The sequence below is a fragment of the Pseudomonas edaphica genome (assembly GCF_005863185.1).
Classification (GTDB): domain Bacteria; phylum Pseudomonadota; class Gammaproteobacteria; order Pseudomonadales; family Pseudomonadaceae; genus Aquipseudomonas; species Aquipseudomonas edaphica.
Map to the genome: position 1 here is coordinate 1 of NZ_VBVZ01000177.1, position 10,539 is coordinate 10,539.

Genomic DNA, 10,539 nt, shown 5'->3' on the forward strand with positions numbered 1-10,539 from the left:
ACCTCGGTCTACCTGATTCACCGAGGTGCCTTCATCGCAGGCAAGCCAGCTCCCACACAAACCAGCTCCCACACAAGCCCGCACATATTGGATCTATGCAAGGCTTACAGGCTGAAATCACCCTCGGACACCAGTTCGCTCAGCGGCCGACGCGGGCTTGGCGCTTCACGACCTTGCAGGTACTCCGGCAAGCTCGACTTGTCCCCCAGCTTGCCCACGGCCACAGCCGCGTGCAGGGCATAACCTTCTGGAATCTTCAGCTCTTTGCGGGTCAGCTCCTGATCGAAACCGGCCATGCCGTGGGTGTGCCAGCCGCTGAGGCTGGCTTGCAGCGCCAGGTGGCCCCACGCCGAACCGGTGTCGAAGGTGTGCCACAGCGCCGGGGTTTCTTCGCTGGCGCCGGGGGCGGTAAAGTCGGTTTTTGAAGCGATGATCACCAGGGCTGACGCGTGTTGCGCCCAACCACGGTTGAATTCATTGAGCAACCCCAGGAAACGCTCCCAGTTCGGCGTGTCGCGGCGCGCGTAGAGAAAGCGCCATGGCTGCGAGTTGTAGGCCGACGGCGCCCAGCGTGCGGCTTCGAAGAAGCTCAGCAGCGTCTCCTGCGGGATGCTTTCGCCGGTAAAGGCGCGGGGCGACCAACGTTCGGTGAACTGGGTGTGGATCGGGTAATCGGCAACGCGTGTCATGGGCAGTTCCTGATCGTCAATTCGGCCTTCAAAGCTACTGCGCGCCCACTAGACTGACAAGTGTTGTTACACCGCCAGTCGTAAGCGCTTGGCCCCAGGCGCCTTGGGCACTAGACTGGCGGCCTTTTCACCTTCCGATACTGATGTAGAGCCATGGCCGCTAAAGTCGAACCTTTCTGGATACGCAAAACCCTTGAACACCTCGACCAGGAGGAGTGGGAGTCGTTGTGCGACGGCTGTGGCCTGTGCTGCCTGCAAAAGCTTGAGGATGAAGAAGACAACAGCGTCTATTACACGCGCATCGCCTGCAAATTGCTCGACCTGAAAACCTGTCAGTGCAGCGACTACACCAACCGCCGCGCCTCGGTGCCCGATTGCATCCAGCTCACGCCGGGCCAGGCCGACCAGTTCAAATGGCTGCCGCCGACCTGCGGCTACCGCCTGGTCAGCGAACGCAAGGACTTGCCGCTGTGGCATCACCTGGTGTGTGGCGACCGCGATGCTGTGCACCATGAACGCATTTCCCAGTCCGGGCGCATGCTCGCCGAAGGCAGCGTGCCCGAAGATGACTGGGAGGATTACCTGATCTTCCGCGCAGGCTGAAAAAGGAGTGTGTATGAGGGTGGCAACCCGGCTGGCGGCATCCTTGGTGCTGCTGGCACTGAGCCTGCCTGCGTGGTGCGCGAAGAAAGTCGACCTCGATTATCACGTCAAGCTGCTGCCCCAGAGTGATCAGGCCGAGGTCCGCGTGAGCCTGTCCCAGGGTTCGGCTGTGCGCAGCCTGAACTTCGACCTGGGCCGTGACGGCGACTACAGTGACTTCAAGGCCGACGGCCAATGGCAGGTCACCGGTAGCCGTGGCCTGTGGCAACCCAGCGCCGACAAAGCCAGCCTGACTTACCGCGTGCGCCTCACCCATGCGCGCAAGGCGGGCGTGTATGAGGCGCGGATGACGCCGAGCTGGGCGCTGTTCCGCGGCGAAGACCTGGTGCCGGTTGCGCGGCTGGACCAGCAGGACGGTACCGAGTTGGTGTCGCGCCTGATGTTTGAATTGCCGGCTGGCTGGAAGAGCGTCGAAACCGCCTGGCCGCGTATCGGCAAGCACAAATTCCGTATCGACAATGTGTCCCGCCTGTTCGACCGGCCTACCGGCTGGATGCTCGCTGGCAGCCTCGGCAGTCGTCGCGTGCGCCTGGGTGAAACCGACGTCACCGTGGCCTCGCCCAAGGGGCAGGCCATGCGCCGGATGGACGTGCTGACGCTGCTGACGTTCGTCTGGCCGCAAGTCGAAGCCGCACTGCCACGCCATCCTGCCAAGCTGTTGATCGTCGGCGCCAGCGACCCGATGCGCCGTGGCGCTTTCTCATCGCGCGATTCGATCTACCTCAACAGCCGCACGCCGCTGATCAGCGAAAACGGCAGCAGCCCGTTGCTGCGCGAAGTGGTGCAAGCCATTGGCCGTTTTAACGACCACGATACCAGTGACTGGATCAGCGAAGGGTTGGGCGAGTATTACGCCATTGAACTGCTGCGGCGTGCCGGCGGCATTACCGATGAGCGGTATGCGGCGATACAGACGCGGTTGGCCAAGGAAGGCAAGGGCGTGATCAGCCTGCGCGGCAATCAAGTCAACGCTGCGACCGTGGCGCGGGCGGTGCTGGTGTTGCAGGAGCTGGACCGCGAGATCCGCGTAAAGACCCACAACAAACGTTCGCTGGATGATCTGGCGCAGGCGGTGATGCGGGCGAACAGTGTTAATACGGCGCAGTTTGTGCAGTTGGCTGAAAGTGTGATCGGCGAGTCGTCGGTGGTGCTGGACAACAAATTATTGCGTTGACCCAAAACAACTGTGGGAGCTGGCTCCCACAGTTGATTGGGGTTGGCCGGGCTATTTAGTGGCTTTCTCTGCCGCCACTTCAGCCTTGGTCTTCAAGTTCTTCAACTCTTCGCCCGCGCGTTCGATCTTGGTGCGCACACTGTTCATTTCCTGGCGGCCTTGCTCCAGCTTGTCCTTGAGCGAGCTGTGCCCGGTCACGCCGCGCACCAGCGCCACGCCACCAATCGCCACCTGGATCAGCCCGAAGATGCCGCCACGGCGCAGGCCTTTGCCGACCATCATCACACCGCCGGCCACCGAAAGAATGCGTTCCGACCCGTGTACGTTTTGCTCGCTTTTGGGGGCTGGCTGCAGGTGTTCGATGATAGGTCGCAGGGTTTTGCTGTCGCTCATGGTTTGTCTCCAACAAAGGCAAGTGTAAGTAGCTGACTGTTTGCAGGCGCCGGATGTTCCCGAAATATCAGTACTTGGGGCCTGAGCGGGTGTTGTTGCCCTTGGCCAGACGGTCGTACAGCACCACATTGACGGTGGCGGCAAGGTTCATGCAGCCGGTGGTCGGGATGTACACCACGTCTTCACACCAGTCGCGGATCTCTTTGTCCAGCGAGCCGTCTTCGGGGCCGAAGATGTACAGCGCGCGGTCCGGGTGCGTGTATTCGGGCAGCGGGCGGGCGCCTTCCACCAGCTCCACGGCGACCGGGATACAGCCCAGCGGCAGGATCTTTTTCAAGTCATCGATGCCGATCAACGGAATGTCGTGGTGGACCTTCTTGGTGTCGGTGATGAAGTCCCGGGCGCGCTCGTAACGCACGCCGGTGTAAAACACCGAGGCCACGCCGTAGCAGCCGGCGGCGCGCATCACCGAGCCGACGTTTTCGGGGGATTTGGGGTTATACAGACCGATGCAGCTGTAGCGTTTATTGCCCACGGGGAAGGGTGCCTTGGAGGAAAACCGCGATTATACGGCCTTGGAGGCATGTGTTGCTTGGGCGATCGCTATCGCGGGCAAGCCCGGCTCCCACACTTGGAATGCATTCCCCTGTGGGAGCTGGCTTGCCTGCGATGAGGCCCGCACAGACAAAGAAGGGCTTCAGTCGTCCTTTTTCATCAACCCCGCCAACGCCGCAAACGGGTTGTGCGTCGCCTTGGCAATCGTCGGGCTGCTGGTGGAGCCTTCGCCGAAATACTGCTGGTCGGTGTAGCGCGAGTGTTCGTTGTCGTGGCAGTACAGGCACAGCAACTCCCAGTTGGAACCGTCCTGGGGGTTGTCATCATGATTGTGGTTGCGATGGTGTACGGTCAGTTCGCTCAAGCGTTTGCCGGCAAACTCACGGGCACAGCGGCCGCACACGTGCGGGTACATCTTCAAGGCTTTGTCGCGGTAGCCCATTTCCCGGTCGCGCTGGGCATCGGCGAGGATGCGGTCCAGCTTGGCGGTGTGGGAGGGCGGGTTGGTCGAGCTCATCATGGCTCCTGGCTATTTGGGGGTTCACGGATAGGGTTGATTCTAGCCGCTCGCGAGGCAAATGACCGCTGGCTTTTTCAGCCGCGGTACAGCTGCGCTTGAGCGAACGTTTGTAGTATCGGCATATTCACTTCACAAGGATCTGAAACCTATGCGTGTGTACACATGGACCGCAGCCCTGCTGCTCAGCGCCCTGGCCGCTCAAGCCCAGGCGTTCTCCACACCCAAGCCCGGCCAGGTGGTCGAGGTGGCCCTCGAGCAACTGCACCCGACCCAGGCCGTGGTGGGCTTTGACCAGATCTACTACAGCCTGGGGCTGTTCGCCGACAAACCGGCCAAGGTGTTCGACGAATACTGCGAAACCAACGGCCAGGGCGCCGCCGACAACGTGCCGAAGAAAGCCGACCTGCACCAACCCGACAGCTTCACCTGCAAAGACCCGGTGGGCACCCACCCCGACGACATGAAAACCGTGGTGGTCGGCCCCGGTGGCCAGTTGTACCTGACCGACGGTCACCATAGTTTTACCACCTTGTGGGAAGTGCCCGGCGGCGGCCCGCAGCTGAAAATGTGGGTCAAGGTAACCGATGACTTCAGCAACAGCGCCGACATGAATACCTTCTGGCAGCGCATGGAGGCGGCCCGCAAGGTCTGGCTCAAGGACAATCAAGGCCAGACCCTGCCGCCGCAACAGCTGCCTGCGCACCTGGGTTTCAAGAACCTGCAGGACGACACGTTTCGCAGCCTGGTGTATTTCACCCGCAAGGCCGCCTATGGCAAGCCGGACGATGGCGCGATTGCGCCGGAATTCCTGGAGTTCTACTGGGGCAACTGGCTGCGTACGCAGATTGATTTGAAGGCGTACAACCTGAACAAGAAGGGCGGCTACAAGGATGCGATTGAGGCGGTTGCCAAGCGCATGGTCAGCCTGGCGCCGGGTTCGCAGGTGGGCAGCAGCGGTTTTACTGCCAGGCAACTGGGCGGTATGACCCAACTGGACCAGGGCGAGCTGGACAAGACCTTCGAGAAAAAAGTGCCGTATGTGATCGACTATCGAAAATCCCGGGGCTGACACGGGACCAAAATGTGGGAGCTGGCTTGCCTGCGATGCTGGCACCTCGGTGATTCAGGTAGACCGCGGTGATGCTATCGCAGGCAAGCCAGCTCCCACACAAGCCAGCTCCCACACCAGCGGGCTCCTACAGGTTTTTTTTTGTGTCAGCGAGCCTCAGCCCTTGAGCTTCTCGGCAATCCAGATGGTATGCCGGGTGCCCTTGTTGCCATGGGCGAACACCTGCACTTCCTCGGCCTTGAACCCGGCCTTGCGCAGTTTGTCGCTGAACAGCTTGTCGGCGCTGGCTGACCACACCGCCAGCACGCCTTTAGGCCGCAGCGCTTTGGCACACGCGGCCAGGCCACCGGCCGAATACAGCCAACTGTTGGCTTTTTGCGTCAGGCCTTCGGGGCCGTTGTCCACATCCAGCATGATCGCGTCAAAGCCTTGCGGCTCGGCCTGCAGCACCTTGGCCACGTCTTCCATGCGGATCACCGTGCGTGGGTCCAGCAGCGGGCGGCCGGATTTTTCCCCCAGTGGGCCACGGTTCCATTCCACTACGCCAGGCACCAATTCCGCCACCACCACTTCAGCGCTCTTGCCCAAATGCTTGAGTGCCGAGGCCAGGGTAAAGCCCATGCCCAGGCCGCCGATCAGCACCCGCGAACCCGGCCGACCGGCGACTTTACGGCAAGGAATCTCCGCCAGCGCGTCTTCGGAACCATGCATGCGTGTGTTCATCAACTGGCCGCCGTCACCGCCCTGGATCTTGATGACAAAATCCTCGCCGTATTCGAACAGGCACAAGGCACCGCCGTTGTCGGGGATTGGGGTGGTGTCGAGCAGAACGAAACGTTTCATGGAAATCTCATTGGGAAGGGCATTCTTGCGCGGTTGGGAGTAGCCTTACGACATTCCGGTCAGGCCATGGAGCCATCGATGAAGTGCAGCATTCTAACGGTCATTGCGTTGAGCGCGCTCACATTGGGTGCGGCGCAGGCGCAAGAGGCGCAAACCGTGCCCGTGGCGCCTACGCCAACCCCCGGTGCGCCGGGCACGCCGACGCCCACCTTGTACCCGCAAGTCACTCCGCCCGTGGCGCCCAAAACCACCGCGAACGGCTCACCGGCGCTGGTGCCGATTGTGTTGCCAACGCCGCCCAAGGATCAGACGGTGCCCGGCCTGCTGCAAAATGACAGCAAGCCGAAGACGCCCGGCGGTTAAAATTGCTGGGACAGTAATTGCCCGTCGGCCATGCGCAGGCGCTTGGACAAGGCAATCGCAATCGCGCGAATGATCTTGGCCGCTACCCTGGGGGCTTCGTTGAGCATTTTTTCCAGCGCATCTTTGCCCAGGTTCAACAGCACGCAATCACTGGCGGCCACGCAACTGGCGGAGCGCCGCTCGCCGTCAAGCACGGCCATTTCGCCAAAGGCCCGACCACTGCGCAGGGTGGCGATGGTCAGGCGCTGGCCGGTGTGATTGGTTTTTTGCACGGCCACCTGGCCGCTGTGCAGGATGCACATGAAGGTGCCCGCATCGCCCTCGAGGAAAATCACCTCATCGCGGGCAATGCTGCTGATATTGAAGTAGCCGGCGGCCACGTGAAAATCTTCCGGTAACAGCGGGTCGAACAGGCCGCAATCCATGAGCATGTCGCGGATTTCGTTGTTCATCAGAGTCGGTAGTGGCATAGCTGCAATCTTGGTCCATCAATCAAGTCGGGCGGTCTTGTGTTCAGACAGGACCGCCTTGCTAAGTTCCTTAAACGAGCCCCAGGGCCTTGAAGACAAATCCATATTCGAGCGCTACGTCACGTAATCCCTGGTAACGCCCGCTCATCCCGCCATGGCCGGCACCGAGTTCAGTCTTGAGCAGCAACAGGTTGTGGTCGGTTTTGGTGTCGCGCAATTTGGCCACCCACTTGGCCGCTTCCCAATACTGCACGCGGCTGTCGTTGTAGCCGGCAATCACCAGCATGTGCGGGTAAGCCTGGGCCTGGACGTTTTCATAGGGCGCGTAGGCCTTGATGCGTTCATACACCTCGGGCTCTTGCGGGTTGCCCCACTCGTCGTACTCGGTAATGGTCAGCGGCAGTTCCGGGTCGAGCATGGTGTTGAGCACGTCGACGAACGGCACTTCGGCAATCGCCGCCTGAAACAGCTCCGGGCGTTGATTGAGCACCGCGCCGATCAACAGGCCGCCGGCACTGCCGCCGCTGATAGCCAGCTGCTTGGAGGTGGTCAGCCCTTCGGCGATCAAGTGCTCGGCGCAGGCGATAAAGTCGCTGAACGTGTTCTGTTTGTGTTCCTGCTTGCCATTGCGGTACCAGGCTTCACCCAGCTCACCGCCGCCGCGTACATGCGCGATGGCAAATGCCACGCCACGCTCCAGCAAACTCAGGCGCGCATGGGAAAACCAAGGGTCGAGGCTTGAGCCGTAGGCGCCGTAGCCATAGAGGTACAGCGGCGTGGGTTGGCCAAGCTGATCACGCTTGACCACCAGGCTGATCGGCACCTGAGTGCCATCTGCAGAAGTCGCCCACAGCCGTTGGCTGACATAATCGTCGGCGTTGAACACACCGAGTACCGGGGTTTCCTTGAGCACCACCTGCGCGCCGCTGGCCAGTTCAAGCTGGCGCACCTGGGCCGGACGGTTCAGGGCTTCATAACGCAGGCGGATCTTGTCGCTGGCAAATTCCAGGCTGTTCTGCACGTAAAGGCTGTAGGCGGCGTCAGGCAATTCCACGCGGTAGGCGCTCGAACCCTGCGGGTGCACTTCGATCACCGGCAGGCCGCCGATACGCAGACTCAAGGTCATGGCGCTGGCATTGAGGGTCACGCCGTCGAGCATCACGTCATCGCTGTGGGGGACCAGGTTCTGCCATTGATCCTCGCTTGGCACACTGCCAGTGTCGGCGGCGATGAACAGCGCATAGTTGATGCCGTCACGGTTGCTGCGGATAAACCAGGTCCATTGGTCATCCAGCATGCCGTGGTCGACATCGTATTCATGGTCTTCGACCCGTGGCGCCAGGCAGGTGAAAGCCTGCTGTGGCTGGTCGGCGTCCAGCGCCCAGATTTCGCTGGTGGTCTTGCTGCCCAGGGCCAGCAGCAATTGGCGCTCGGAGCTGGAGCGGTAGCAATGCAGGAAGAACCGCCCGTCGGGCTCGTGGAACACTTCCTGCGCTGCCGTGCCATCCAGGCGGTAGCGGTAAAGCTTGTGCGGGCGATGGGTGTCGTCCAGTTCGCCGAAGAACAGCGTCAGGCTGTCGTTGGCCCAGGTCATGCTGCCGTCGCAGTCTTCAAACTCCAGTTCGCTGACCTTGCCGGTGGCCAATTCCTTCACGTACAGGGTGTAAATCTCTTCACCGCTGGTGTCGAGGCTGTAGGCCAGGCGCAGGTGGTCGGGGCTGATGCTGAACGCGCCCAGGGAGAAAAAGCCGCCGTTTGCCAGCACATTCGGGTCCAGCAGCAATTCTTCGCTGCTTTCGTCCACCGTGTTGCTGTCATCCGCCGGGCGACGGCAGCGGTAGTGGCGGGCGTATTCATCACCGGCGGTGGTGCGTGTGTAATACAGGTACGGGCCCCACGGCGAAGGCAACGACAGGTCGGTTTCCAGGATGCGGCCCTTGATCTCTTCGAACAGGCTTTGACGCAGGGCTTGCTGGCCGGCGAGCTGGGCTTCCTGCCAGGCGTTTTCGGCTTTGAGGTAATCGAGGACTTCAGGTGTGTCACGTTCCTGCAGCCAGGCGTACGGGTCCGGGCCTTGGGCCTTGCGGGCGATCGGGGCAGTCGATATAGGCATGGATCACTCTCTGTCTGGCGGATGGTGGCAGGCATTGCAGCCGAGACACGCAAAAGCCGTTATCATAGCCGCCTCTTTGCCAGCCTTGCCATGGACACCATGACCGAGAACGACTATCTGACCGCTTGGGGCCTTTACGCCTTCGCCGCTTTGGGCTGCCTGTTGGTGTGGTGGCGCATGACCCGCTGGATCTGGCGCTGGCTGCGTGAGCCGCTGCAATTGCTGATGGCGGTGTTGCTGTTCAGCCCGACCATCGTCGACCCGGTCAAGACCCAGTTTGCGCCAGCCGTGGCCATTACCGCCCTGGACCTGGTTCTGCACGTGGGCAATAACGCCTGGCGGGCCATCTCCGACCTGTTCATGTACACGATGATCGCGTTTGGCGTGTATATCGTGTTCGTGTTGATCCGCTGGCCCATCGAGCGTGCCGCCAACGCCCGCCGTGAGCGCAAGGCCGCCGCCGACGCCGCACTGGCCGCCGAGCCGGTAGACGAAGACGACGAACCTTTCCGTCGCCCGCCGCCTGCCGGCAATCTGCGGGTTGAGCCGCGTCTTTAACGTTGTAAGCCCTGCAGCGAGAGCCCTGGCATGTGTGAATTATTGGGCATGAGTGCCAACGTCCCCACCGATATCGTGTTCAGCTTTACCGGGCTGATGCAGCGGGGCGGGCGTACCGGCCCCCACCGCGACGGTTGGGGCATCGCGTTTTACGAAGGCCGTGGCCTGCGGCTGTTCCAGGACCCGGCCGCGAGCAGCGAGTCGGAAGTCGCCCTGCTGGTGCAGCGTTATCCAATCAAAAGTGAAGTGGTGATCGGCCATATCCGCCAGGCCAATGTGGGCAAGGTGAGCCTGGCCAACACGCACCCGTTCGTGCGTGAACTCTGGGGCCGTAACTGGTGCTTTGCGCATAACGGCCAATTGGCCGACTTCAACCCGCGCGCCACGTTCTACCGGCCGGTGGGCGACACCGACAGCGAAGCGGCGTTCTGCGACCTGCTCAATCGCGTGCGCGAAGCCTTTCCGGAGCCGGTGGAGATCGAGCAGGTGCTGCCGGACCTGATCGCCGCCTGCGCCGAATACCGCAGCAAAGGCGTGTTCAACTGCCTGCTCAGCGACGGCGACTGGCTGTTTTGCTACTGCTCGACCAAACTGGCGCAGATCACCCGGCGCGCCCCGTTTGGCCCGGCGCGTTTGAAAGATGTCGACGTGATCGTCGATTTTCAGGCCGAAACCACGCCTGATGACGTAGTCACGGTGATCGCCACCGAGCCCTTGACCGACAATGAAAACTGGACCCGCTACGAACCGGGCCAATGGAGCCTGTGGCGACGCGGTGAATGCGTCAGCCAAGGCGTTACCGAGTAAGGATATCGACCATGTTGCTTAGTTATCTGCGGTTGGTGCTGTTTGCCATTGGCTTGTTGGTCGGCGTGCAAGTGCCGGGGTTTATCAACGACTACGCCAAGCGCGTTGAAGCCCATTTGATCGAAGCCCAGACCGGCCTGCGCGGCTTTGATGCCACGGCGCAGCAGTTCTTCAATGGGGACTTGCAGGCGTTGGTGGCCCATTACCGCGCCAGTGATGACCCGGTGTTTCGCAGCGATGCCAACAGCCTGGGCACTTTGCTCGATCGTCAGGTGGCGTTGGACAAGCAGTTCCAGGCCATGCAAGGCCCGTGGTACATCCG

General features: G+C 61.5%; 14 protein-coding genes. 7 read left to right on the forward strand and 7 right to left on the reverse strand.

Features of this window, described 5'->3' with window-relative positions:
* Window positions 1-104: 104 nt before the first annotated feature.
* On the reverse strand, window positions 105-689 hold the full coding sequence (locus FEM54_RS13895) for a nitroreductase family protein (RefSeq protein ID WP_017137385.1): 585 nt from the start codon (window positions 687-689) through the stop codon (window positions 105-107).
* Window positions 690-842: 153 nt separating this feature from the next.
* Between FEM54_RS13895 and FEM54_RS13900 the strand changes: the two genes are divergently transcribed.
* Together FEM54_RS13900 and FEM54_RS13905 are read left to right on the forward strand one after the other, a co-directional pair.
* The gene (locus FEM54_RS13900; protein ID WP_017137386.1) at window positions 843-1,292 is read left to right on the forward strand and encodes a YcgN family cysteine cluster protein; all 450 of its coding nucleotides are present in this window, start codon (window positions 843-845) and stop codon (window positions 1,290-1,292) included.
* A 13-nt stretch (window positions 1,293-1,305) separates the two neighbouring features.
* On the forward strand, window positions 1,306-2,526 hold the full coding sequence (locus tag FEM54_RS13905) for a hypothetical protein (protein ID WP_138451440.1): 1,221 nt from the start codon (window positions 1,306-1,308) through the stop codon (window positions 2,524-2,526).
* 51 nt (window positions 2,527-2,577) lie between these two features.
* Here the strand turns inward: FEM54_RS13905 and FEM54_RS13910 are convergent, their stop codons facing one another.
* From FEM54_RS13910 to FEM54_RS13920, 3 genes are all read right to left on the reverse strand, one after another.
* Window positions 2,578-2,919 carry a YgaP family membrane protein gene (locus FEM54_RS13910; RefSeq protein WP_017137388.1) on the reverse strand — a complete coding sequence of 114 codons (342 nt, stop codon included), beginning with the start codon at window positions 2,917-2,919 and terminating at the stop codon, window positions 2,578-2,580.
* Between the two features lie 67 nt (window positions 2,920-2,986).
* The gene (locus FEM54_RS13915; protein WP_003189607.1) at window positions 2,987-3,454 is read right to left on the reverse strand and encodes an RNA methyltransferase; all 468 of its coding nucleotides are present in this window, start codon (window positions 3,452-3,454) and stop codon (window positions 2,987-2,989) included.
* Window positions 3,455-3,616: 162 nt separating this feature from the next.
* Window positions 3,617-3,991: a YajD family HNH nuclease gene (locus FEM54_RS13920; RefSeq protein ID WP_003210675.1), complete on the reverse strand. Its 375-nt coding sequence runs from the start codon at window positions 3,989-3,991 to the stop codon at window positions 3,617-3,619.
* A gap of 151 nt (window positions 3,992-4,142) precedes the next feature.
* On the opposite strand from FEM54_RS13920, the gene FEM54_RS13925 reads away from it, so the two are divergent.
* Window positions 4,143-5,063 (forward strand): ParB/Srx family N-terminal domain-containing protein, encoded by a 921-nt coding sequence (locus FEM54_RS13925; protein ID WP_138451442.1) that lies wholly within the window; start codon window positions 4,143-4,145, stop codon window positions 5,061-5,063.
* A 156-nt stretch (window positions 5,064-5,219) separates the two neighbouring features.
* Here FEM54_RS13925 and FEM54_RS13930 read toward each other — a convergent pair whose 3' ends face one another.
* Window positions 5,220-5,906 (reverse strand): spermidine synthase, encoded by a 687-nt coding sequence (locus tag FEM54_RS13930; RefSeq protein WP_065929156.1) that lies wholly within the window; start codon window positions 5,904-5,906, stop codon window positions 5,220-5,222.
* 78 nt (window positions 5,907-5,984) lie between these two features.
* On the opposite strand from FEM54_RS13930, the gene FEM54_RS13935 reads away from it, so the two are divergent.
* Window positions 5,985-6,269 (forward strand): hypothetical protein, encoded by a 285-nt coding sequence (locus tag FEM54_RS13935; RefSeq protein WP_026013726.1) that lies wholly within the window; start codon window positions 5,985-5,987, stop codon window positions 6,267-6,269.
* On the opposite strand, the gene FEM54_RS13940 is transcribed toward FEM54_RS13935, so the two are convergent.
* Complete coding sequence (locus FEM54_RS13940; RefSeq protein ID WP_017137392.1) at window positions 6,266-6,739, reverse strand: cyclic nucleotide-binding domain-containing protein; 474 nt, start codon at window positions 6,737-6,739, stop codon at window positions 6,266-6,268. The genes FEM54_RS13935 and FEM54_RS13940 overlap by 4 nt on opposite strands.
* A 70-nt stretch (window positions 6,740-6,809) precedes the next feature.
* Entirely contained in the window at window positions 6,810-8,852 is a 2,043-nt protein-coding gene (locus FEM54_RS13945) for a S9 family peptidase (RefSeq protein WP_138451444.1), read from the reverse strand.
* A gap of 21 nt (window positions 8,853-8,873) precedes the next feature.
* Here FEM54_RS13945 and FEM54_RS13950 point away from each other — a divergent pair, with 21 nt between their 5' ends.
* The 3 genes from FEM54_RS13950 to FEM54_RS13960 form a co-directional block, all read left to right on the forward strand.
* On the forward strand, window positions 8,874-9,410 hold the full coding sequence (locus FEM54_RS13950; protein ID WP_017137394.1) for a hypothetical protein: 537 nt from the start codon (window positions 8,874-8,876) through the stop codon (window positions 9,408-9,410).
* A 30-nt stretch (window positions 9,411-9,440) separates the two neighbouring features.
* Entirely contained in the window at window positions 9,441-10,217 is a 777-nt protein-coding gene (locus tag FEM54_RS13955; protein ID WP_017137395.1) for a class II glutamine amidotransferase, read from the forward strand.
* A gap of 11 nt (window positions 10,218-10,228) precedes the next feature.
* The coding region (locus FEM54_RS13960) for a DUF2937 family protein (protein WP_138451446.1) at window positions 10,229-10,539 on the forward strand (311 nt) is incomplete at its 3' end.

What these genes read in the sequence shown, in the direction of transcription:
- FEM54_RS13895 (WP_017137385.1), bottom strand. Translation starts at nt 689, where the DNA reads ATGACACGCGTTGCCGATTACCCGATCCACACCCAGTTCACCGAACGT.
- FEM54_RS13900 (WP_017137386.1), top strand. Translation starts at nt 843, where the DNA reads ATGGCCGCTAAAGTCGAACCTTTCTGGATACGCAAAACCCTTGAACAC.
- FEM54_RS13905 (WP_138451440.1), top strand. Translation starts at nt 1,306, where the DNA reads ATGAGGGTGGCAACCCGGCTGGCGGCATCCTTGGTGCTGCTGGCACTG.
- FEM54_RS13910 (WP_017137388.1), bottom strand. Translation starts at nt 2,919, where the DNA reads ATGAGCGACAGCAAAACCCTGCGACCTATCATCGAACACCTGCAGCCA.
- FEM54_RS13920 (WP_003210675.1), bottom strand. Translation starts at nt 3,991, where the DNA reads ATGAGCTCGACCAACCCGCCCTCCCACACCGCCAAGCTGGACCGCATC.
- FEM54_RS13925 (WP_138451442.1), top strand. Translation starts at nt 4,143, where the DNA reads ATGCGTGTGTACACATGGACCGCAGCCCTGCTGCTCAGCGCCCTGGCC.
- FEM54_RS13930 (WP_065929156.1), bottom strand. Translation starts at nt 5,906, where the DNA reads ATGAAACGTTTCGTTCTGCTCGACACCACCCCAATCCCCGACAACGGC.
- FEM54_RS13935 (WP_026013726.1), top strand. Translation starts at nt 5,985, where the DNA reads ATGAAGTGCAGCATTCTAACGGTCATTGCGTTGAGCGCGCTCACATTG.
- FEM54_RS13940 (WP_017137392.1), bottom strand. Translation starts at nt 6,739, where the DNA reads ATGCCACTACCGACTCTGATGAACAACGAAATCCGCGACATGCTCATG.
- FEM54_RS13945 (WP_138451444.1), bottom strand. Translation starts at nt 8,852, where the DNA reads ATGCCTATATCGACTGCCCCGATCGCCCGCAAGGCCCAAGGCCCGGAC.
- FEM54_RS13950 (WP_017137394.1), top strand. Translation starts at nt 8,874, where the DNA reads ATGGTGGCAGGCATTGCAGCCGAGACACGCAAAAGCCGTTATCATAGC.
- FEM54_RS13955 (WP_017137395.1), top strand. Translation starts at nt 9,441, where the DNA reads ATGTGTGAATTATTGGGCATGAGTGCCAACGTCCCCACCGATATCGTG.